Source organism: Kiloniellales bacterium (assembly GCA_030064845.1).
Classification (GTDB): domain Bacteria; phylum Pseudomonadota; class Alphaproteobacteria; order Kiloniellales; family JAKSDN01; genus JASJEC01.
In genome coordinates, this window is record JASJEC010000039.1 from 1 (window position 1) to 22,083 (window position 22,083).

Annotated in this window: 14 protein-coding genes; 5 read left to right on the forward strand and 9 right to left on the reverse strand. The window is 69.4% G+C overall.

Annotation, left to right across the window (positions count from 1 at the left end; all coding sequences use genetic code 11):
• Positions 1-159 precede the first annotated feature (159 nt).
• Positions 160-396: a hypothetical protein gene (locus QNJ67_14190; protein ID MDJ0610122.1), complete on the forward strand. Its 237-nt coding sequence runs from the start codon at positions 160-162 to the stop codon at positions 394-396.
• A 37-nt stretch (positions 397-433) separates the two neighbouring features.
• Here QNJ67_14190 and QNJ67_14195 read toward each other — a convergent pair whose 3' ends face one another.
• The 4 genes from QNJ67_14195 to QNJ67_14210 all read right to left on the reverse strand — a co-directional run bounded on the left by QNJ67_14195 (position 434) and on the right by QNJ67_14210 (position 6,227).
• Entirely contained in the window at positions 434-964 is a 531-nt protein-coding gene (locus QNJ67_14195; protein MDJ0610123.1) for a prepilin peptidase, read from the reverse strand.
• 120 nt (positions 965-1,084) lie between these two features.
• Entirely contained in the window at positions 1,085-3,361 is a 2,277-nt protein-coding gene (locus QNJ67_14200) for a BTAD domain-containing putative transcriptional regulator (protein ID MDJ0610124.1), read from the reverse strand.
• Positions 3,358-4,986: an ATP-binding protein gene (locus QNJ67_14205; GenBank protein MDJ0610125.1), complete on the reverse strand. Its 1,629-nt coding sequence runs from the start codon at positions 4,984-4,986 to the stop codon at positions 3,358-3,360. The genes QNJ67_14200 and QNJ67_14205 overlap by 4 nt, the downstream gene beginning before the upstream one ends.
• 257 nt (positions 4,987-5,243) lie before the next feature.
• Positions 5,244-6,227, reverse strand: coding sequence for a glycosyltransferase family 2 protein (locus tag QNJ67_14210; protein MDJ0610126.1), 984 nt, complete (start codon positions 6,225-6,227; stop codon positions 5,244-5,246).
• Positions 6,228-6,654: 427 nt separating this feature from the next.
• Here QNJ67_14210 and QNJ67_14215 point away from each other — a divergent pair, with 427 nt between their 5' ends.
• The 3 genes from QNJ67_14215 to QNJ67_14225 all read left to right on the forward strand — a co-directional run bounded on the left by QNJ67_14215 (position 6,655) and on the right by QNJ67_14225 (position 11,586).
• The gene (locus tag QNJ67_14215) at positions 6,655-7,902 is read left to right on the forward strand and encodes a glycosyltransferase family 87 protein (GenBank protein MDJ0610127.1); all 1,248 of its coding nucleotides are present in this window, start codon (positions 6,655-6,657) and stop codon (positions 7,900-7,902) included.
• Between the two features lie 24 nt (positions 7,903-7,926).
• Positions 7,927-9,141 carry a glycosyltransferase family 87 protein gene (locus QNJ67_14220; protein ID MDJ0610128.1) on the forward strand — a complete coding sequence of 405 codons (1,215 nt, stop codon included), beginning with the start codon at positions 7,927-7,929 and terminating at the stop codon, positions 9,139-9,141.
• 144 nt (positions 9,142-9,285) lie between these two features.
• The gene (locus QNJ67_14225) at positions 9,286-11,586 is read left to right on the forward strand and encodes an adenylate/guanylate cyclase domain-containing protein (GenBank protein ID MDJ0610129.1); all 2,301 of its coding nucleotides are present in this window, start codon (positions 9,286-9,288) and stop codon (positions 11,584-11,586) included.
• Positions 11,587-11,748: 162 nt separating this feature from the next.
• On the opposite strand, the gene QNJ67_14230 is transcribed toward QNJ67_14225, so the two are convergent.
• Entirely contained in the window at positions 11,749-13,221 is a 1,473-nt protein-coding gene (locus tag QNJ67_14230) for an L-carnitine dehydrogenase (GenBank protein MDJ0610130.1), read from the reverse strand.
• Positions 13,222-13,580: 359 nt separating this feature from the next.
• Here QNJ67_14230 and QNJ67_14235 point away from each other — a divergent pair, with 359 nt between their 5' ends.
• Entirely contained in the window at positions 13,581-14,315 is a 735-nt protein-coding gene (locus QNJ67_14235) for a response regulator transcription factor (protein ID MDJ0610131.1), read from the forward strand.
• On the opposite strand, the gene QNJ67_14240 is transcribed toward QNJ67_14235, so the two are convergent.
• Genes QNJ67_14240 through QNJ67_14255 form a run of 4 tightly spaced genes read right to left on the reverse strand, consistent with a single transcriptional unit; the run spans position 14,258 to position 22,013 of the window.
• Positions 14,258-16,993, reverse strand: coding sequence for a DUF2339 domain-containing protein (locus QNJ67_14240; protein MDJ0610132.1), 2,736 nt, complete (start codon positions 16,991-16,993; stop codon positions 14,258-14,260). The genes QNJ67_14235 and QNJ67_14240 overlap by 58 nt on opposite strands.
• A gap of 30 nt (positions 16,994-17,023) precedes the next feature.
• Positions 17,024-20,461 (reverse strand): acyl-[ACP]--phospholipid O-acyltransferase, encoded by a 3,438-nt coding sequence (locus QNJ67_14245; GenBank protein MDJ0610133.1) that lies wholly within the window; start codon positions 20,459-20,461, stop codon positions 17,024-17,026.
• Between the two features lie 53 nt (positions 20,462-20,514).
• Positions 20,515-21,426: a hypothetical protein gene (locus QNJ67_14250; GenBank protein MDJ0610134.1), complete on the reverse strand. Its 912-nt coding sequence runs from the start codon at positions 21,424-21,426 to the stop codon at positions 20,515-20,517.
• The gene (locus QNJ67_14255) at positions 21,423-22,013 is read right to left on the reverse strand and encodes a TetR/AcrR family transcriptional regulator (GenBank protein MDJ0610135.1); all 591 of its coding nucleotides are present in this window, start codon (positions 22,011-22,013) and stop codon (positions 21,423-21,425) included. Before QNJ67_14255 ends, QNJ67_14250 begins: the two co-directional genes overlap by 4 nt.
• Between the last annotated feature and the right edge of the window lie 70 nt (positions 22,014-22,083).

A 22,083-nucleotide genomic window follows, 5' to 3' on the forward strand; every position in this document is an offset into this window, starting at 1 on the left:
CCCCGTCCCCGGACAGGGTTAACGCGCCCCCCTGCCCGGGGCCGCGCCGGCCCCCAAGCGCTTGCCCGCCGGCCGCCGGCCGATCACGTCTGGATGACGCCCCCCATGGTAAAGCCTCCGTTAACGATCGCTGGATCAAACGGGCTGGGAACACGGGTTATGAAGTGGCTGGTCGATCAGATTTACGGGCCCAATGCGATGGGCGACCCCTACTACGAGTTCTTCGTCGACGCGTCCGGGCTGATACCCTGGTGGTATCCCACCCTGATCGTCAGCGTGACGGCCGTCCTGCTGTTCGGCCGCTGGTTCGCGCGCATGCAGTACCGCCGGCACACGGTCCAGGCGGCCACCCGGGTCCGCCGGCGCACCCTGCGGCTGGAGTTGGCCGGCCGCTGACAAGGCCTGGACACCTCGAGGCGAGGCCCGGCGCCGCTCAGCCGAAAAGCAGCCTGAACTGGGGCAGGAAGAGGCCGAAGACGAGCGCGCCGGCCGAGATCGCCGCGCCGTAGGGCATCTTCGCGCCCTTGTCCAGCACGCGCGGCCGGTCCGTCTCTCCCGGCCCTTCGGCGGCGGGGCGAAACCGGGCGGCGACGTGGCGGAGCACGATCAGGAGTCCCGCCAGGGTCCCGCCGGCCAGGGAGACCAGGAACAGCATCTCGACCAGCAGCGAGAACCCCGACCAGAACGCCAGGCTGGTGAACATCTTGACGTCGCCGGCCCCGAGCCAGCCGAGCGAGAAGGGCACGAAGGTCACGACCAGCACCACGAGCGCCGCCCCGCCGTGGGCCAGCCAGTCCACCTCGACGGGCAGCAGCAGCCCGGTCGGGACGAAGAGCAGCAAGAGCGCCGCGTTGGCCAAGTTGGGGATCCGGTAGCTGCGCAGGTCGCTGACCGCGATCCACAGCAGGATCCCGGCGTAGCAGGCGAATGCGATCGCCGCGATGATCGTCGCATTCTCGTCCATGAAGGTCCTTCGCGGTGCTTGTCCCGTGCGCCGGGCCGGGCGAGCCGGAAGGCCCGCCGCCCGCGCGTCGCCCGCCACTATCGGGCGCTAGTCTAAAGATTTGCCGAAGCCGCGCGGGATCTATTGCAGCACCGGCTGCTCAACGGGGGCCGGGGCCGCGCGGGCCGCGCCGGCCGGTTCCTTGCCGGCGCCGATCCGGAGGATCAGGCGCTCGGCCTCGCCGGCGGCGGCCTCGGCGCGCCGCGCCTGGCCGCGCAGCTCGAACAGGCGGGCGCGGATCATCATCGAGCGGGCGAGATCGAACTCGAGCCCCAGGTCGCGCTGGGTGCAGATCGCCCAGTCGATCGCCCGCTCCGCCTCCTCCAGCTCGCCCATCGCGGCGTCGGCGAGGGATCGGGCCAGTGCCCGGCCGGCAATGGAGGCCGCCCAGGGCTGGTTGCTCTCGCGCGCGAAACGCAGGGCCTCCTCGCAGACCGGACGCTTGTCGCCGTAGCGGCCCGACGCGCAGACCGTCTCGGCCATCCAGGCCATGAAGAAGGGCAGGAGGAACTGGGTGTCGAGGTCCCGTCCCCGGGCGATGGCCTGCTTCAGGGCGGACCAGGCGAGGTCGTGGCGGCCCTCCGCCAAGAGGGCGGCGCCGCGCAGGCCCGAGAGCAGGTATTCCCGCAGGAGGTCGCCGCGGGCCACGGCCGCCTTGAGCGCCGCCTCGAAGCTCGAGATCGCCGGCTCGGAGCGCCCCGACCAGAGCAGGACCAGGCCCTCCGCCTCGTGGGCGGCCAGCTCGACGGCGGAGGACGCCGACTGCTTGGCCAGCGCGACGGCGCGCGACGCCAGCTCCCGGCCGCGCACCAGGTCGCCGCGGCTGGCCTTGATCACCGCGAGCAGCGCCCCCGCCTCGGCCTCGTCGCCGACCAGGCCGAGCGCCCGGCTGCTCTCGATCCGGGCCGACAGGGCGCGGGCCGTGACCTCGGCCCGGGCGATCGAGAGATGGAGCTGCGCCATCCAGCGCTCCGCCGGCAGCCAGGCGTCGCCGTCCGGCGCCGTGCCGAGCAGCTCCAGCGCGCGCCGCGCCGCGTCGAGCGCATCGCCTTCGCGGCCGCTGCGCTGGTGGACCCGCGACCAGGCCAGCGCCGCGCGGGCCGGGTGCCGGATCGTGCAGCCGTCGCGTTCCAGGTCGTCCACCACGGCGAGGGAGCGGCGCGCCGCCTCCAGGTCGCCCCGGTCCTCGGCCAGCGACGCCAGCGCGAGGTGGAGGTCGGCCACGGTCTGGCCGGCGTCGCCCCGCAGGCTGTCGCGCAGGTCGTCGAACGCGGTGATGGCCTGCTCCAGGATCGATTGGGCCGCCAGGACCGAGCCCCGCTTGCGCTCGAGCCTGGCGCCGCGCAGAACCGCGGCGAGGGCGTCCCCGCTCTTGCCCGACTCGCGCAGCTGCGCGGTCAGGACCTGGTAGTGGGTCTTGAGCAGCTGGGCGCGCAGCTGCTCGACAGCGCCGCCGGCCGGGCCGAGCAGCACGCCGCCGGCCCCGTCAAGCGCGGCCCCGTGAAGCGCGTCCCCGTCAAGCGCGCCCCCGTCCGGCGTATCCCCGTCCGGCGCGTCCCCGGCGGAGTCTCCGCCCCCGCCTTCCAGGCAGTCGAGCTGCAGGCTCTCGCGCCGGTCCTCGCGCTGCTTCCGGTCGAGCATGTCCTCGATCAGGGCCTGGGTCTCGCGGTCCGGCTCCACGCCCAGCTCGCCGGCCAGGATGTCGCGGCACGCCCGGTACTGGGCCAGGGCGGAGGATCGCATGCCCTTGCGGACGTAGAGCGCGATCAGCTTGCGGTGCATGTCCTCGCGCAGGGGGTCGATGCGGATCACCTGGTTGCCGGTCGCGACCGCGGCGCCGATCTCGTCGCCCGAGGCCTGGAGATCGAACAGCTCCTCCATGCCGATCACCATGGCGTCGCGCAGCTGGCCGCGCAGATCGTCCATCCAGTCCTCGAACTCCGGGGCGTCGATCGTCAGCCCGGCGAGGAAGTCGCCGCGGAACAGCGCCTTGGCCTCGCGCAGGGACTCGGCCGACCCCTCCGCCAGGAGCCACTCCACCTCGACCACGTCGACGGCGATGGCGCCCGGGACCAGGCTGATGTCCTGGCCGTCGATGCTGAGCACCTGCCCAGCGTCGGCGCCCAGCGCCTTGGTCAGGGTCGCCAGGGTCTGCCGCAGGCTCTGCCGCGCGCGCTGCGGATCGGAGCCGGCCCAGAGCAGGCCAACCAGCTGGTCGCGCGACGCGGACTGCCCCTTGACCACGGCGAGATAGGCGATCAGGGCCTGCGCCTTGCGCAGAGGCAGGCCGACCGAGCGCCCCTGGGCGTCTTCGAGCTGAAACCCGCCGAACAGGCAGAGGCGCAGGCGCGGCTTCACGAGCCGGCCCTCATCGGCGCGGAGCGGTCCGGGGCGTCGGCGCGCAGCCGGCGCAGGTAGATCTCGATCACCGCGCCCGAAGCGCCGGCGGACTCGCCGCCGACGATCTCCATGTAGCCGCCGGACTGCTCGACGAAGCCCCGCACGACGCTGAGGCCGAGCCCGGAGAAGGCGGCGCCCTTGGCTGTGAAGAAGGGATTGAAGGCCCGTTCGGCGACGGCCGGGGTCATGCCCGGTCCGGTATCGCCGACCGTGAGGCAGACGTAGTCGCCGGCGGAGAGGCCGCAGCGCGACGCGACGAAGCGCCGGTCGAGTCGGCGGTTGGCGGTTCTCAGGGTGATTCGGCCGCCCTGCTCCATCGCCTCGCAGGCATTCCAGACCAGTTCCCTGAGCGCGGCGGCCAGCTTCCCGGGGTCCACCAGGACCGGCCAGAGCCCGGCGCCCTCGACCGCTTCGATCGCGACCCCTTGGGGCAGCGCGTCCGAGAAGCGCTCGACCTGCGCGCCGATCAGCTGGTTGAGGTCGCAGCGCTCCGGCTCCAGGTGCTGGCGGCCGGCCGCCGCCTTCACCTTGGCGAGCAGCGCGCTGTCCGCAGGCTCCGGCTCCGCCGGCTCCGCAGGCAGGCCGCCGCCAGCCCGCCAGGCCCGGGCAAGTCCGATCGGAACCACGCCGCCGGGGTCGGGCGGCGCCGGCTGCCGGACCTGCCGCTCGGTCTCGAGACGGTCGAACAAGCCGCCGAGGCACTGGCTCACCTGGGCGAAGCGGTTCGCCGCCGCCTCGCTGGCCTGGCGCTGCTTCAGGGCCGTGATGTCGTAGTGGTGGCAGTGGGTCTCGCCGTTCTCCAGCACGCTCTCGCCGATCAGGACCCAGCGGCCGCCGCGCAGCCGCTGCTCGAACAGGCCGCCGCCGGCTTCGTGGCGCTTCATGCGCTCGCGCAGCCAGGCATCGGTGCGGAAGAGCGTGTCCGTCGGCAGCAGCCGTTCGGCCATGTCCCGCTGCAGGTCCTCGAAGCGGCGGCCGATCTCGAGGCGGTCCGCCAGCTCCGGGAAGAGCCTGTGCATGGAGTCGTTGGCCGCGATCAGGCGGTCGAGCGGGTCGAAGACCAGGACGCCCGCGAGCGAGGTGGCGAGGAAGGGCGCCGAGGCCGCCGCGCCGGGACCCTCGGCGCCGGCCGCCGCGGGGGCGTCGTCGGTTTCGCTCAAGGCCAGGGCGAGCTGCGCCACCTCCCGGCCGTGGAAGGGCTTCTGCAGGAAGTAGAGACGGCCGGCCGGCGGAACCCGGCGGCTCGCCTCGAGCGGGTCGGGGTGCCAGCCGGCGCTGACCACGACGATCGGCAGCGCCGGGTCGGCGGCGCGAAGGCGGGCGAGGAACTTCAGGCGGGACTCGTGGTCGCCCTCGCCCGGATCGACGAAGGCGACCGAGAAGCGCCGGTCCTCGGCGACCGCGCGGCAGGTGCGGCGCACCGCCGCCTCCCGGTCCCCGGTGAAGTGGAGGTCGAAGTTCGGCTGGTTCTCGGCCGCGGCGGCGCTCACCGCCGCCGCGCCGCACAGGGTGAAGCGGTAGTCGTCCACCACCGTCTTCTGCGGCTCGAGCACGAGCACGCGGCGCATCACGTTCTGACCCATGTCCCTCATACCGTCGCCGGTTCTGCCGGTCGCAGCTCACCCGTCCACGGGAGGTTGGCTCCTCCGCGCCTCGTTCACGGGACCCCAATTGCAACGGCGGTAAAATCCGTTCCCCAAGCCGCCGTTACTGAAAACCCTATAGAACGCGAAAGACGGCATCAAGACTTTATTAATTGTTTACTATTTCTTTACACGAGTAGTTAAGATAAATTTACCAATTTTATTTACTTTTGACGCGCGCCCCGAAGACGCCCCGGTCAGCTCCTGCGTTGCGTCGGCGGCAGGCCGAGGTACTGCATGCGCCGCATCTCGCGGCGTCCGCGCGTGACGCTGTCGAGGATCATGCCGCAGGCGAGCGACAGGAAGGCCAGCAGCATCATGCCGGTGGAGAGAATCGCGGTCGGGAACCGCGGCACCAGGCCGGTCTCGAGGAATTCGAACAGCAGCGGCACGGAGAGTCCCAGCGAGGTCAGCGCCAGGCCGGCGAAGATCGCGCCGAAGAACTGGAACGGGCGCTCCTCCTTCACCAGGATGAGGATCATGAAGAGGATGCGGAAGCCGTCGGTATAGGTCTTCAGCTTGCTCGACGAGCCCTCGGGCCGGCTGAAGTAGCGGGTCTCGATCTGGGACATGGGCATGCGCAGATCGAGGGCGTGCACGGTCAGCTCGGTCTCGATCTCGAAGCCGGCGGAGAGCGCGGGAAAAGACTTCACGAAGCGGCGCGACAAGACCCGGTAGCCGGACAGCAGGTCGTCGATCCGGTCGCCGAAGATCGTGGTGACGATCTTGCTGAGCATGGCGTTGCCGAAGCGGTGCCCGTGGCGGTAGGCCGCCTTCTCCTCGGCGACGCGGGTCCCCGTCACCATGTCGTAGGGTCCCTCGAGCAGGCGGCTCACCAGGCTCGGCGCGGCCTTGGCGTCGTAGGTGTCGTCGCCGTCGACCAGCACGTAGATGTCCGCGTCGATGTCGGCGAAGCTGCGCCGCACGACGTTGCCCTTGCCGCGCAGGCCTTCGAAGCGGACGGTCGCGCCGGCCTCGAGGGCCAGCGCCGCCGTGCGGTCGCTCGACGCGTTGTCGTAGACGTAGATCCGCGCCCCGGGGAGATTTTCCTGGAAGTCCCGGACGACCTTCGCGACGGTCGCCTCCTCGTTGTAGCAGGGCACGATGACGGCGATCTCGAGGGCGCCGGATTCGCCCGGTTCCGGCGAGAAGGCCTCGTCGATCTGTGCCTGGGTAATCATCGCCATCTGCGCAATTCCTCGACGGGGCGCCGCCGCGAGACCGGCCCGGGCGGGTCGGCCCCGGGACCGGCCGGGGACAAGTGTGCAACGGCGGGGCCCGCACGGCAAATCGGCGACGGCGCCGGGGCGCCGGGATCGATCCGAAGATCCGTGGAAACCGCGAGGCTCATGAAGACCTTCCTGGGCGGGCGAGGTGACCGCTTCGCTGCCGGAGTTGACCGGCCAGAAGTCATGCAGATCAGAGAGTTAGGCCCGATCGGCCGGAAACTTTCGCGGTCCGGGGCAGCGTTGCGCAAAGCCTTGAACAAAGGCTTAACCCGCTCGGGCCCGGGCCTCGCCGGGGCCCTGCGGCAGCGTTTAAGGAACCTTTAGCGGCCGGCGGTCAGATTGGGCGCCAGCTCCCCCTGGTCTTGCCGGAGACATCTTCTTGGCGCAAGCGGCGCAGACACCGAGCCCCAAGGGCCCCGCCATCGATCTCGATCGCGCGTCGGTCGTGGCGGCCTGCCTGGCCAGCCTCGCCATCACGGGAGTCTTCAGCTTTCAGACCTTCACCGAGCTCGACGGCCTGTTCGACGCCTCGGGCATCCTGATCGGCCGGGACTACGTCGTGTTCTGGTCGGTGGCGGTGCTGGCTCTCGAGGGACAGCTGCAGGGCCTCTCCGATCTCAGCACTTTCAACCAGCTGCTCGACCAGATCATGGGGGTCCCCGTTCCGACCTACGCCTGGCTCTATCCGCCGACCTATCTCTTGTGGATCCTGCCGTTCGGCCTCCTGCCCTATCTCTGGTCGTTCTTCCTCTGGCTCTCCGTCACCCTGGCGGCCTACCTCTATGCCGTGCGGTCCCTGATCGGCGGCGGCCGCTGGCTGATCCCGGTGCTGATCCTCGCGCCCTCGACCTATATGGCCGGGCTGCTCGGACAGAACGGGTTCCTGACCGCGGCTCTCTTGATCAGCGGGCTGGCGCTGCTCGACCGGCGTCCGATCCTGGCCGGCGTGCTGCTCGGGCTGCTCTCGTTCAAGCCCCAGCTCGGCCTGCTGCTGCCGGTCGCGCTGATCGCGGCCGGTCTCTGGCGGCCCTTCGCCAGCGCCGCGATCACCGTGGCCGCCACCGTCCTGCTCAGCATCGCCGCCTTCGGGGTCGACCCCTGGATCGCCTTCTGGATCGACAGCACGGCAACCCAATCCAGCATGGTCGACGGGAACACGGGCGCCTTCGTCAAGATCGCCGTGTCGCCCATGCTCGCGAGCAAGGCCCTGGGTCTCGACTGGGGCGTCCGCATTGCGCTGCAGGCGCTGTGCAGCGCCTTCGCGGTGGCGGCGGTCATCTACGCCTTTCGCCGTCCCTGCAGCGCGGAGCTGAGGATCGCCCTCCTGCTGGCCGCGACCCTGCTCGCGAGCCCCTACAGCTATCACTACGACCTGCCCCTGCTGACGGCCGCGCTGATCCTGGCCTTCCGGGAAGGCCTGCGCGCGGGCTTCCTGACCGGCGAGCGTTTCCTCCACGGCTTCGTCTGGTTCCTGCCGATCCTGGTTCCCGTCTTCAACGAGATCGGCGTGCCCATCGCTCCGCCGATCCTCCTGGCCTTCACGGGCTTCCTGCTGCGGCGCGTCATGAACCAGACGGCGACCGGACCCGAGACCCAACGACCGGGTCACGCCTACGCCGCGAACTGAGCGGAGCGCAAGACCGTGCTCCCCATGCCCCAAGGCGTGTTCTCGCCCCCGGAAGCCCGAACGGCGGCCGACCGCCCGATGGCCTGGGTCGTCGTGCTGGGCAGCACGCTCTTCATCGTCATGGTCGCCTACGGCCTCTATTCGGGTATCGAGGGGCTCTACGACAGCTCGGGCAAGGTGCTCGGGCGCGACTTCATCGTGTTCTGGGCGGCGGGCGGACTCGCGCTCGACGGTCAGGTCCGCGAGATCTTCGATCTGGCGAGCTTCCACGCCCTGCAGAAGGAGCGCCTGGGCCTGCCGGTCCCGGTCTATCCCTGGCTCTATCCGCCGCACTTCCTGCTCTACCTCCTGCCGCTCGGCCTCCTGCCCTACCTCTGGGCCTACTTGGCCTGGACCGGCGGGACCTTCGCCGGCTACCTCTGGGCGGGGTGGCGGGTCCTGGGCAGGGACCCCTGGGTCGTCCCGCTGCTGATCCTCGCGCCCACGACCTACGCCACGGTCCTGCTGGGGCAGAACGGTTTCCTGACCGCCGCGCTGCTGGCCGGCGGCCTCGCCCTGCTCGACCGGCGGCCGGTCCTGGCCGGAATCTTGTTCGGCCTGCTCGCCTTCAAGCCCCATCTCGGCCTGCTGCTGCCCGTGGCGCTGATCGCCGCCGGGCACTGGCGGTCCTTCGCCAGCGCCGCGGCCACGGTCGCGCTGCTCGCCGCCGTCAGCCTGGTCGCGTTCGGGATCGAGGCCTGGCAGGACTTCCTGACCCTGGCCGCCGCCAACTCGGCGCGGCACCTGGCCGGCGGCGACGGGCTGTTCATGAAGATCGTCATCTCGCCCTACATGGCGAGCCGGGTCCTCGGACTCGACCCGGCGCTCGGCGCCGTGCTGCAAGCCGGCGCGACCGCCTTCGCGGGCTGGGCGGTCTGGCTGGTGTTCCGCCGGCCCTGCGGCGCCTCCTTGCGGATCGCCGTGGTGCTCGCGGCGACCCTGCTGGCGAGCCCCTACGGCTACCACTACGACCTGCCCCTGGTGACCCTCGCCCTGCTGATCGCCTACTTCGAGAGTGCGCGCGATGGCTTCCGGCCGGGCGAGCGCACGGTCTACGCCGTCGTCTGGTTCCTGCCGATCCTGGTGCCCGCGGCGAACGACGCCGGCCTGCCGATCGCGCCGGCCGTCCTGCTCGCCTTCCTCGGCCTGCTGTTGGCGCGCTTCCGCGCCGGGGCGCTTACGGCGGGTCCACGGCCCTGAAGTCCGGTACCGGCGCTGAACCGGGCGCGTGCTCGTCGTCGCTTGGACGGTAAGGAGTAGCCATAAGGCGACATTCGCGCTCCGCTCCGCTTTGTGGACTCCTTGATCGCCCTCCCTTATTCTGGCGATACGAGGAGAGAGCTGATGGAGCGCCGTCTCGCAGCCATTCTCGCTGCCGATATGATGGGCTACAGCCGTCTCATGGCGGCCGACGAAGCGGGCACGTTCGCCCGCCAGAAGGCTCAGCGCAAGGAGCTCATAGACCCCAAAATCCGTGAGTACGGCGGGCGCGTCGTCAAGTCCACCGGCGATGGCGTGCTGGTGGAGTTTCCCAGCGTTGTGGATGCCTTGCGCTGCGCCGTGACAATCCAGTTGGCGATGCCGGATCGCGAGGCTGCCGTGCCGAAGGAAAACCGGATTGCCTACCGGATCGGCATCAACCTCGGCGACATCATCATCGAGGACGACGACATTTACGGGGACGGCGTCAATGTCGCGGCGCGCCTGGAGACGTTGGCCGAACCGGGCGGGATTTGCGTCTCGCGCACCGTGGTCAATCACGTCAAGGGCAAGGTGGCTTCTGACTTCGATGACCAAGGCGAACAAGAGGTCAAAAACATCCCCGAGCCTGTCCATGTCTTTCGGGTGCTCATGGAGCCCGAGGCGGCCAGCGAGTTGACGGCGGGGACCAAACGCGGATCCTGGCGGCGGCGCACGGCGGCGGCCGCCGCGGCCGCAGTCCTCGTTATCGCAGTGATCGGCACCATGGTGTGGCAGCCCTGGGCGCCCAGAGTCGAGCCCGCCTCGGTGGCAGCGATGGCACTGCCGCTGCCCGACAAGCCCTCGATTGCCGTCCTACCCTTCGACAACATGAGCGCTGATCCCGAGCAGGCCTATTTCGCCGACGGCATGACGGACGACCTTATTACCGGGCTTTCCAAGCTCTCCGGTCTTTTCGTGATCTCCCGGAATTCCACCTTCACCTACAAGGGCAAGCCCGTGAAGGTCCGGCAGGTGGCGGAAGAGTTGGGTGTGCGCTACGTCTTGGAGGGCAGCGTACGCCGGTCCGGCGATCAAGTGCGCGTTAACGCCCAGCTGATCGATGCGTTCACCGGCTATCACCTCTGGGCGGAGAAGTACGATGGCCAAATGACCGACGTGTTCGGGCTTCAAGACGAAGTCGTCGGCAGCATCGTCTCCGCCTTGGCCGTAAATCTGGGCGACGACGATGCGGTGAAGCATACTTCGAAAGATACGGAGTCGCCTGAAGCCTATGACGCCTATTTGCAAGGCAAGGAACTCTTCCGCGTGCGCGACCCGGAGAATACCGCCAAGGCGATTTCCTTCTTCAATAAGGCCGTAGAGCTCGACCCCGAATTTCACCGGGCGCATGCGGCCTTGGCCACCGCCTATTGGCGGGTCTTCTCACGTTCCTGGGTGGAAAGAGCTGGGTTGTCCGCTTCAACGACGGACGCCTTCGACACCACAAAGAAATTTCTGGCCCTTGCCTTGAAGAAGCCCACCGCCGAAGCCTACGAGACATCTGCAGAAATTCTTCTGTGGGATAGCCAATACCAAGCTGCTCTCAGAGATATCAATGAAGCCATCACCCTCGACCCCAACGAGGCGGACAGCTACATCACTAAATCCTGGATCTTGATTCGTTCCGGTCATGCCAGAGAGGCAGAGGAGAATGCGCTTCTCGCAATGCGATTGAACCCTAGTTACCCTGCTACTTATCTTCAAACCCTAGGAGAAGCGCTGTTTCATCAGGACCGCTTTGAGGAGGCGGCAGATGTCTTAGAAAGGGTGGTTCAACGCGAGCCAGAGTATGAATACACCTACCGTTACCTGGCCGCCAGTTACGGCCATCTCGGCCGCTTGGAAGAGGCCAAAAGCGCAATCCGGGAGTTCGAAGAGCTTCGTGCCGGCAGCGATGGCGGGCCGTTAACAGTTCAAAGCGTGGGCGACTTTACACCTTTCGCTGATGAGAATTACCGCGCAAGCCTGCAAGAAGGATTGCGAAAGGCAGGGGTTCCCGATGGCGCGGCGCCCCAACTATCCGAAGGAGACTATAAGAGCCTGGTCACGAAAAGCGGCGGCGAATTCACCGTCGAAGGGGCCCGCACGATCGACCTCGCAGAGGCAAAATCGCTGCAAGAGGAGGGGGCGCTCTTCATCGATGTGCGCTCCGAGACCGGATACCTGAAGGGACATATCCCCGGCGCCATCGGGCTGGACCTCAAGACTCAACTGACAAAGGAAAGCCTCGCCGAAGTCGCGGAGAAAGACCAGAAGATCGTCTTCTATTGCGACGGCATCTACTGTTACAAGTCCGCCGATGCCTGCGCCAAGGCCCTAACCTGGGGCTACACGGACGTGCTCTACTTTGCCGGTGGTGAGCCGGCATGGAGTAAAGCCGGTTACCCAATCGCCAAAAAATGAAGACCGGTTTGGGTCAGAATCAGTCCTTGGTGAGCTGAGGCAAAGACGTCTGGCTTACCGGGCAAAGCAGAACGTCTCTCCGATCTTGGCCGGTCCACTCTTGGACGTGCAGACGGCAGGCCGGCGGCCCGCAGCGGCCTGACCGGACCCCGACCCCGCGCCTCAGGCCTTCCTCGCGCCGAGCCCCATGACCCGGCCGACCTGCTCGGGCCGGGGCAGAGCCGCGTGGGCCTCCAGGATCGCCTGCAGGCGGCCGGCGACCTCATGCGCGATGGGGGCGCTGCGCTGGGCGGCCGCGTCGACGTGCAGCAGCATCTGTTCCGTGGTTGCGATCAGCTCGCCGTTCCCGGCGTCGTGCATGGCGTGGAACAGGTGCATGCGTTTTTCGTCGAGACCGAGGAGCTGCGTGGTCAGCCGGAGCCGGTCGCGGTCGGTCGCCTCGCGGTAGTTGTTGAGGTGGGTCTCCACCGTATAGAACGACCGCCCCGCCGCGCGGTAGGCCTCGTCGATCCCGACGTAGCGGAACAGCGCGTCCGAGGCGTCGCCGAAGGCGGTCAGGTAGCAGGACTCGCTCATGTGGCCGTTGTAGTCGATCCACTCCGGGCGGACCGGGATCTCCAGCAGCGCGAGCGGCGCCTCGATCGTCTCGTCCGCCTCGAAGCGGCGCGGCGCCTGCTCCGTGTAGCGCCCGGCGTCCATCTGCTCGATCACCCGCATGAAGCCGATCAGCGCCTGGTCGCGCGCCCGTTCGAGGTCGCGCACCGAGCGGTTGCCGGCCTGGGCCCGGGTGCCCTCGATCATCCGGCCGGCCAGCTCCTCGGTCAGCTCGGGCGCTTCCAAGCGGGTCCAGGGCAGCTTCAGGGCCGGGCCGAACTGCTCCAGCATGTGGGCCATGCCGGTCTCGCCGCCGGCGAGGTGGAAGGTCAGGCAGGGGCCCATGAAGGCGAGCCGCAGTCCGGGGCCGTGGACGATCGCGGCGTCGATCTCCGCCGTGTTCGCCGTGCCGTCGGCCACCATGTGGAGCGCCTCCCGCCAGATCGCCTCCTGCAGGCGGTCCGAGATGTAGCCGGGCACCTCCTTGCGGACCTTGAGCGGCCGTTTGCCGAGCTGCGCGTAGAAATCCATGGCCCAGTCGATCGCCGCGGGGTCGGTCTTCTCGCCGCCCAGCACCTCGACCAGGGGCAGCAGGTAGACCGGGTTGAAGGGGTGGCCGATGACAACGCGCCCGGGCTCGCGGCAGGCCGCCTGGATCCGGCTGGGCAGCAGTCCGGACGAGCTCGACGCAATCACGACCCCCGGGTCCGCCGCCGCGTCGATCTCGGCGAGCAGCCTGGTCTTCAGGGCCTCGTTCTCCGGCGCGCTCTCCTGCACGAAATCGGCCCCGGCCACCGCCGCCCCGATGCTCGGAGCGAAGTCGAGGCGCTCAGGATCGGCGCCCGCGGCGAGGCCGACCCGCTGCAGCGCCGGCCAGGCGTTGGCGACGCCGGCGCGCAGCTTCTCCTCGGCGCCCGCGCCCGGGTCGGTCGCGACCACGTCGTAGCCGCGCGCGAGGAAGTTGGCCGCCCAGCCGGCGCCGATGACGCCGGTGCCCACCAGGGCCACTTTCCGAACCTCGCTCGCCGCCGGTCTGCCCATGGCCCATTCCTCCGTTACACTGTTTCACTTGGGAAAACCCCCGATCCGGGCAAGCTAGCCCATGCAACGCCGCGACGCCGATCACTTGCGACGCTTTTTTCGCCGCCGCCGCCGACGAAGCACGAAAGCTGCCCGGTTTCGGAGCCCCATGCCCGCGGCCGGCCGCCCTCGGCTTGACGCAATACGAGCATTACAATTAAGTTTCTCTTTGTAATTGTATGATGGACGCGCGTGCGGCTGCGCGGCGGGCCCGGCACCGGCCAGACAGGCGGCGAAGAACGCATTCCGGCCCGAGCGAGCGCCACAGCCAGCGTGCAGCGGCGCGGTCGCGTCATCGGGGCCGGCGCGGGGGAAACATCATGAAGGTCTTGCTAGCCGACGACCACTGGGCGGCGCGGGCCGGGATCAAGCTGCTGCTCGAGGAGGCCCACGAGCGTGCGGTCTTCGTCGAGACGGAATCCTTCGAAGAAACGCTACGCCAGGCGGCGCGGCATGACGACCTCCGGCTCGTCGTCTGCGATCTGATCATGCCGGGGCTCGGCGCCCTCGGCGACCTCAAGCGCCTGCTCAATCAGGTGACCGGCGTGCCGGTCGCCCTCTACTCCATGGTCGAGGATCGCAACGACGTGCTGACGGCGATCGATCTCGGCGTGACCGGCTTCATACCGAAGACCATGCACGGCGACGAGGTGAAGGAGGCCCTGGCGCGGATCTTCGCGCAAGAGGTCTATCTTCCGCCGGCCGGCCTCAGGAGCCTGCCGAGGCGGTCATTCGACACCAAGGGCTACGGCACGGTCGACGCGGCGCCCCGCCGCGCCATGGACAGCCTGACCGGCCGGCAGCGCGAGGTGCTCGCCTGCCTGGCGCGCGGCGCGCCCAACGGCGCCATCGCCAGGGAGCTGGGGCTGTCCGAGAACACGGTGCGCATCCACATCTCCGCGATCCTCCGGGCGCTCGAACTTAAGAACCGGACTCAGGCAGCGCTGCTGGCCGCGGCCTATCTCCAGGGCGCGGGAGCCGCGCCCAGCGAACCGACTCAGGCGCCGGAACGGGTCGCCGCGGGGGCGGCGGGCGGGAACACGAAACGCCGATAGAACAGGGCGATGGCGATGATGCTGAGTCCGAGTCCCAGAAAGGAGAGGACTCGCCAGAGATCGTCGAGGGCGGCCATGTCGATCATGAAGACCTTGCCGACGGTACCCAGCAAGACCGCCAGCGATACGTAGCGCAGCAGCGCGTAGCGCAGGAAGACGCCGACGCCGAGCAGTGCCAGGGCGAAGCCGATCCAGGCGGCGGAATAGGCGTAGAGCTCGCCGTCGCCGACGGCGCCCTCGGACAGGACCGGGCCCTGGAAAGCGTGGCGCACCTCCAGCGTGATAAACAGCAAAGCCAGCACCAGGGCGGCCAGCGCCGCGCCGAGCGCGAGGCGGCCGGCACCGATGCGGTCCAGCTCCCGGGCATAGGCGAGAGCGAGGACCGCCGGCGCGAGGTAGGCCAGCGTCAGGCTGTTCAAGAGCGGCCAGGCGCCGACCGGCTCGCCGCTCCACAGCGGATTGCCGATCAGCACCTGGAGCAGCAGGACGTGGGCGGCCGAGAGGCCGCCGAGGATACGCCAGCCCCATTTCAGCACGCCGCCGCCGTGCTTGCGGAACTGGACCAGAAGACCGTAGCCCAGCACGCCCCAGGCGAGTGCGTGCAGCGCCCGTTCGAGCAGCGCGTAGTCGGGGCTGTCGAGTGAGCCGGCCACGAGGCTGCGGATCTCGAAGGTGACGAGCAGCGTGACCAGGGCGATGGTGCCGGCGTCGAGCAGCTTGACCAGCAGGTCTTCGCCGCTCTGCCGGAAGCTCCGCGCGGCGAGCCAGAAGGCCGCCGCGGGCAGGCCGTAGCCGTAGAGGATCCAGTTGAGACCCGGGATCGGCCCCAGCGAATACTCGAGGACGAAGGGATTGAGCGCCAGGCGGACCAGAACCACCGCCGACACCGCGAGGGCGATCAGCCTGAGCGGACGCACCGGGATGCGCCGGTGGATCCAGGCCAGCGCCAGGACCTGGGCGGACAGGGCCACGGTCAGCCAGGCCTGCTCCAGGGTCATGGTCGCCGCCAGAGCGAGGGTCGAGGTCACCCCGGCCGCGTAGATGCCGAGTACAGCGTCGAAGCCGCGCTTGTCCCGCGCCCGCGCGACCCTGTGAACCGCCCCGACCAGCGCGACCGACAGCAGCAGGGCCGCAGCCGCCCAGCCGAGGTCCGTTTCGAACCCGGTCAGCCGCCAATAGGCGGTGACCAGCAGCAGGACCGGCACGGCCGAGGACACGCCGGCCCAGAGGGCGGGACGCCGGGCGGACCAGAGCGCGAGGAAGCCGGCGATCCCGATCGCCGCGCCGAAGGCGAGCGCCGTCAGGACGAAGGGCTGGATTTCGGGCGGCAGCAGCGGCGCGGCGACATAGCCGTGCACCTGGCCGTCGATCACGAAGAAGGGCTCGCGGTTGCTGATGATCTTCGGCACGTGTCGGGTCGCGACCAGGGCCAGCCCGAGGGCCGCGGCCGGCAGGCAGAGCGCGTCGAACACTGCTTCCCGGTGCGCCTGCAGCAGCAGGAGGCCGGTCAGCAGGCCCCAGGCGGCCAGGGACGGCGCCTCATAGCCGTCGACCCGCACCAGGACGAAGCACAGCAGGGCAATGCCGAGCGCCGCCGACCAGGCGACGCGATCCGCGGTGGCGAGCCCGCCGAGGCCGCGGCGCCAGGTGACCAGCTCGACCGAGCGGTCCCGTCCCGGTCGGATCAGCAGAAAGGCCGCCGCCAGCAGCACGAGGTAGGCGGCCACGGCGGGTGAATCGCCGGGATGCCAGGCGGTCGCCATCCAGAGCAGCGGCCAGGCCAACGCGCCGGCCAGGGTGCCCCAGGCGAGCCACCACCAGTTCTGCCAGCGCACCAGGGCGAGGCCGGCAAGTACCAGGGCCATGAGGTAGGGGAAGAGCGCCCAGGCCGAGGGATCGCCCGTAGCGACCAGGGCCGGCGTGGCGAAACCGCCCAGGAGGCCGAGCGCGGCGATGAAGGGACCCTGCAGCAGCGAGAGCGCCACGGCCCCGAAGGCGATCAGGGCCAGCAGCGCGAAGGCGGCCAGCGGTCCGAACAGGCCGTAGAGGCCGTAGGCCGCATAGGTGCTGGCGAAGGCCGTGAACAGGCCGGCGCCGCTGAGCGCGGAGGGCACGTGGTCGGGGCGCAGCGCGGCCACAGCGCGCTGCAAGGGGCGGCGGCGCAGCCACTCGCCCGCCAGCGCCAGCGCCGCGCCCAGCAGGTAGCCGAGGCCGATGCGCACCGTTGGACCGAACCAGCCCCGGTCGATCGAGTACTTGACCAGGAAGACGCCGGCCAGGGAAAGGGTGACCGCGGCCAGCCAGACCAGCCAGCGCGAGGTCAGGGATTCCTCCAGGCCGGCGAGGCTCTTCGAGGACTTCGGTCGCGGCGGCGCCTTGGGGGCTTTCCGCTCGCCCTTCTCCTCCGGGGATGCGGCTGGCGGCGGCCAGAACGAGGCCTCCGCCTCGGCCTTTTCCGCGGCGGCTTCGGGAGGCGGCGCCGCTTGGGGCGGCTCGGCCGCCGGCGGGCCCTCGAGCCGCTCGAGCCGTCGCTGGAGGCCCTCGACCGTGGCGCGCAGCGCGTCGTTTCGGGACCGCTCGCGCCGGACCGCGAAGAAGGCGCCGGTCCCCAGCGCGGGCGCAACCAAGAAGTAGAGCCCGACCGCGGCAGCGAAGAGAAACCAGAGTAGTTCAAACATGGGTCGTTCCCACTCTAGGGCGGAGGCCGGTCACGCCGCGTCGCTGGCGGCGGCCGAGGCGCGCTCGGCCAGCGTCTTTGCGGTGGCGTAGTCGGTCTTGCCCGTCCCGAGGACCGGAACCCGCTCGACGGCGAGGAGGGTTCGCGGAACCATGAGCTCGCTGGCGCCCTCGCGGCGCGCGTGGGCCTGGAGCTCGCCGCGGTCGGCGCCCTCCCGGTCGGTGACGAGGACGAGCTGCTCGCCCTTGCGGGCGTCTGGAAGGCTGACCACGGCGTGCTGGTGGTCCGGCCAGAGGCGCTGGACCAGGCCTTCGACCGCGCTGAGCGAGACCATCTCTCCGGCGATCTTGGCGAAGCGCTTGGCACGGCCGAGGATGCGCACGAAGCCTTGGTCGTCGAGAGCCACGATATCGCCGGTGTCGTACCAGCCGCCGTCCGGCGGGACCAGGACGCCCGGCCGGTCGGCCAGCAGGTAGCCCAGCATGACGTTCGGTCCCGACACGAAGAGCCTGCCGCCCTCGTCGATGCCGGGCACCGGTTCGAGCCGGTGGCGGATCCCTGGCATGAGGCGGCCGACCGTGCCGGCCTTGAAGTGCATCGGCGAGTTGGCGGCGATGACCGGCGCGCACTCGGTCGAGCCGTAGCCCTCGAGAATGCGCAGGCCGAACTTGTCCATCCAGGCCCGGCGGGTCTCGTCGCGCACCTTCTCGGCCCCGGCGAAGACGTAGCGCAGGGAATAGAAGTCGTAGGCGTTCGCCGCCCGGGCATAGCCGGTCAGGAAGGTGTCGGTGCCGAAGAGGATGGTCGCGTTCTCGGCGTAGACCAGCTCGGGCACGATCCGGTAGTGCAGCGGCGAGGGGTAGAGGAAGACCTTGATGCCGGAAAACAGCGGCAGCAGGAGCCCACCGGTCATGCCGAAGGCGTGGAACACCGGCAGGGCGTTGAACACCGTGTCGCTCGGGTTGAAGTCGACCCGCGCGCCGAGCTGGCGGCAGTTGGCCAGGATGTTGTCGTGGCTGAGCACCACGCCCTTGGGGGTTCCTTCCGAGCCGGAGGTGAAGAGGACCAGCGCCGGATCGCCGCTGCCCGCTTTGGCGCGAGCGTGGACCAGCCGCGCGAAGGGCTTGGCGATCAAGCCGCGGAGCTTGTCGAGAATCCCGATCCGGGCCTGCAGGTCCTCGAGGTAGACGACCTCGGCCGCGGCCTCGATCGCCGCCACGGCGTCCTCGAGCTTGGCCCGCTCGACGAAGCGGCGCGAGGTCAGCACCTTGCGGACTTGCGCTGTCCGGCACGCCGAGACCAGGTTGGCGGGTCCCGCCGTGAAGTTCAGCATGGCCGGCACCCGGCCGTAGGCCTGGAGCGCGAAGAAGGCCGCCGCCGCGCCGTTGGCGTTGGGCAGCAGCAATCCGACGCGCTCGCCCCGCTCCGTCATGGCGGCCAAGCGCCGGCCGAGCACCAGGGCGCCCAGGACCAGGCGGTCGTAGCTGAGCGGCTTGCGCGTGACGTCGTCGAGCAGGGGACGGGCGCCGCCGTTGGTGGCGCGGGCCTGCAGCAGGGCCTGGAACAGGGTCTGCCGGTCCTGGTTCTGGGTCTCGAAGGTCATGTCGGACATGACGTCGTAAAGCGCGTCGCCGATCAGACGGCGCCGCTGCCGGCCGCGCGCCTCCTCGGGCACGGCGATCTCGGCCGGCGGCAGGATGGTGATGCGGATCTTCGGGAAGAGCTTGAGCGGCAGCTTGCCCTTGGTGCGCGAGAAGTGGGTGTACTGGGCGCCGTCGATCCGGACCGGCAGGATCCGGGCGCCGGCCTTGTCGGCGATCATGCCGGGCCCCTCGTAGACCTTCATCAGGGCCCCGGTCACGGTGATCCGGCCCTCGGGGAAGATCACCAGCTTCTTGTTCTTCCCGACCTCGCGGACCAGCGCCTTTGTCGCGAAGGGATTGGTCGCATCGAGCGTGAAGGCCTCGATCAGCGAGAGGAAGGGCCTGGCCCACCAGTGCCGGGCGATGTGGGTGTCGACCGCGAACATGGGCCGCCCGGGCAGGAAGGCGGCCAGCAGCGGCCCGTCGAGAAAGGAGACGTGGTTGACCACGACGACGGCCTTGTCGCCGGCCTCGCGGTAGTTGTCCCAGCCGCGCACCTCGACCCGGTAGAGCAGGCGGAAGAACCAGGCGGCGATCGACTTCAGAAGCTCCTGGGGCAGCAGCTTGCAGATGTAGATCGCGACCCCGACGTTGGCCACGGCGACCGCCAGGAAGACGTGGCTGACCGTCAGGCCCTGGGACAGCATCGCCGCCGCCGCCAGCGCGCCGGCAACCATGAAGGCGGCGTTGAGCACGTTGTTGGCGGCGATCGTCCGGGCCCGGTGTGCCGGGTCCGAACGCTGCTGGATGATGGCGTAGAGCGGAACGATGTAGAATCCGCCGGACAGCGCGATCATGAAGAGATCGAACAGCACGCGCAGCTTGGCCGGGTCGCTCAGGAAGGCGGCCAAGCCGGCCGTCGCGGTCGGCGCTGCCAGGGCGGCGTTGGAGAAGATCAGGTCGATGGAAAAGGCCGCCATGCCCAGTGCGCCGATCGGAACGTAGCGCGCCGAGATCTCGCCCTTCAGCAGGCGGTCGCAGAGGATCGAGCCGGCCCCGATGCCGACCGAGAAGGCGGTCAGGCAGAGCGTGAAGACTACTTCGTTGCCGCCCAGAACCGTCTTGGCATAGGCCGGGAACTGGGTGATGAAGGTCGCGCCGACCAGGAAGAACCAGGAGATTCCGAGGATCGACAGGAAGACGTCGCGCCGCCCGGCGGCGTGGCGCAGGATGGCCGCGGTCTCCGAAGCGAGGTTCCAGTTGATCTTTAGGCCCGACGCCTCGGCCGGCGCGGCCGGGATCTTCAGGCTGGCCAGCCAGCCGGCGACGGCGACGGTGACCACGGCCCCGGCGACCAGCATCGAGCCGCTCTCCGCCGCGATCAGCAGCGCGCCGGCGATGGTGCCGGCCAGGATCGCGAGAAAGGTCCCGGCCTCGAGCCAGGCGTTCCCCGCCAGGAGCTCGCCGTCGGTGAGATGCTGCGGCAGGATGCCGTACTTGAGCGGCCCGAAGAAGGTCGACTGGGTGCCCATGAGAAACAGCACGGCCATGAGGAAGGGCACGTGGCCGAGGACCAGGCCGGCGACCGCCAGACCCATGATCGCGATCTCGGCGACCTTGACCCCGCGGATCAGCCGCGCCTTGTCGAACTTGTCGGCAACCTGCCCGGCGGTCGCGGAGAACAGGAAATAGGGCAGGATGAAGAGCGCCCCGGCCACGGTCGCCATGACCTCGGCGTCGGCGCCGCCACTCCCGGCGATCTGGAAGATGATCAGGACCGCGAGCGCGTTCTTGAAGAGGTTGTCGTTGAAGGCGCCGAGGAACTGGGTCACGAAGAGCGGAAGAAACCGCCGTCCAAGGAGGAACCCGTGATCGTTGCTGGTCATGACGGATGGTCCTTGCCGTTTACCATGTTTGACAGAGCCGCCTTGCCGGCAGGTTAAGACGCCGGTGAAAAGCGGCCGTGCGCCAGGAATCGCAGGGTCGCCGCGATGGTATCGGGATGGCTGGCGATGAAGGTGTGGAGCGCCGGCACCCGGAGGAAGTCGGCGGCCCCCTCGAGCCGGGTTTCCGCCACCGTCACCACGCCGTCGTTGTCGGAATCGAGGAAGGGATTGTAGCCCCAGCGGTCGCCTCGCCCGCCCGCGACCACCGCGAACTCGAGATCGGCGGGCACGGTCGCGAACTGCCAGCCCTCGGCCAACTGCGTGGCGCTCGGGCCGCCGAAGGTGTGGAACGGCGGCAGTTCGTTGAGCGCTTGGGCCAGTTGCGAGCCCTCGTTGGGCGCCCCCAGGAAGACCGCGCGGCCGAGGGCGATCCGATCCCGCCAGGCACCGTCCCGTGAAAGGGTCTCGCGCACGACCAGTGCGCCAAGGGAGTGCGTGACGAAGGAGACGCGCTCGATGTCGCGCAGCCCGTTCAAGAGCGTTTCGACGCGCGCGGCGTGGGAAGCCACATCGCCGGTCAGGCTCGGATAGGCGACCGCCGCGGTTTCGAAGCCGGCCTCGCGCAGGGCCGTTTCCATGGCGTCGAAAATGCCGCGCGAGCGCCCGAGCCCGTGGAGCATGACGACCAGGTGGCTGCGGTCGGCCGCGAGTTCGCCCCGCTCCTTGGCCGCCGCCAGGGCCAGAACGCAGTCGTCTTGGCGGCCGCGGATACGAACCCGGCCGTCCCGGTCGACCAGGCGGCAGAAGCCGGTCCAGAGGTGGCTTTCCGCCCGCCAGCCGGCGTGGACGGCGCGGTCCTCGCGCAGCTGGGTGCGGTCGTATTGCCAGGCCAGACCGCCAATGCCGGCCACAACCAGGCCTGCCGCGAGGGCCGCCTTCATCCAGCGGAAGGAGACCGGGCTCACGACCCGCCTCCCGCCGACGCCGGTTCGACAGCCCGCCAGGCGGCCTCGCTCAGGGTCTCGGCTAATTCCGTCATCGGCGCCTCGATACGCCCGTAGATCTTGAAGGTGGCCGGCTGCAAGACCGCCCCCATGACCAGCGACGCGGCCAGGTAGGGGTCGAGGTCGTCGATCTCGCCGGCGGCGCGGGCTTCGGTCATGACCTGGGCGATCACCTTGACCGGCGTCGGCATTTCAGCCGGGACCCGGGGGATCTGGCCGTGCTGCACCAGCAGCAGGAAGGCGAAGAGATCGCGGTCGGCCTCGAACAGTGCGCAGAAGGCCTCGATCATGACACGCAGCTTGGCGCGCAGGCCCGATTCACCGGCCTGGAGCAGCTCCATCCTCTGCGCCAGCGCCTGATAGTGGGTCGAGAAGGTCAGCCAGATCAGCGCGTCCTTGCTCGGGTAGTGGCGGTAGATCGCACCCTCTGAAATCCCGGCCTCGCGGGCGATATCCGCGATCGTCGCCTGATCGATCCCCTTGCGCGCGAAGAGGCCGAGCGCCGCCCGCTCGATCCTTCCCCTCGTCTCTCCACCGTCTCTCGGCATCTGTTAACTCTTTTGTAAGTGAGCGCTCACTTACATATGGGCCGACGCGTTCCCGTATCAAGAGGGCTGT

Coding starts and splice junctions, on each gene's coding strand:
- QNJ67_14245 (MDJ0610133.1), bottom strand. CDS start 20,461: ATGACCAGCAACGATCACGGGTTCCTCCTTGGACGGCGGTTTCTTCCG.
- QNJ67_14235 (MDJ0610131.1), top strand. CDS start 13,581: ATGAAGGTCTTGCTAGCCGACGACCACTGGGCGGCGCGGGCCGGGATC.
- QNJ67_14255 (MDJ0610135.1), bottom strand. CDS start 22,013: ATGCCGAGAGACGGTGGAGAGACGAGGGGAAGGATCGAGCGGGCGGCG.
- QNJ67_14220 (MDJ0610128.1), top strand. CDS start 7,927: ATGCCCCAAGGCGTGTTCTCGCCCCCGGAAGCCCGAACGGCGGCCGAC.
- QNJ67_14225 (MDJ0610129.1), top strand. CDS start 9,286: ATGGAGCGCCGTCTCGCAGCCATTCTCGCTGCCGATATGATGGGCTAC.
- QNJ67_14195 (MDJ0610123.1), bottom strand. CDS start 964: ATGGACGAGAATGCGACGATCATCGCGGCGATCGCATTCGCCTGCTAC.
- QNJ67_14240 (MDJ0610132.1), bottom strand. CDS start 16,993: ATGTTTGAACTACTCTGGTTTCTCTTCGCTGCCGCGGTCGGGCTCTAC.
- QNJ67_14190 (MDJ0610122.1), top strand. CDS start 160: ATGAAGTGGCTGGTCGATCAGATTTACGGGCCCAATGCGATGGGCGAC.
- QNJ67_14210 (MDJ0610126.1), bottom strand. CDS start 6,227: ATGATTACCCAGGCACAGATCGACGAGGCCTTCTCGCCGGAACCGGGC.
- QNJ67_14205 (MDJ0610125.1), bottom strand. CDS start 4,986: ATGGGTCAGAACGTGATGCGCCGCGTGCTCGTGCTCGAGCCGCAGAAG.
- QNJ67_14230 (MDJ0610130.1), bottom strand. CDS start 13,221: ATGGGCAGACCGGCGGCGAGCGAGGTTCGGAAAGTGGCCCTGGTGGGC.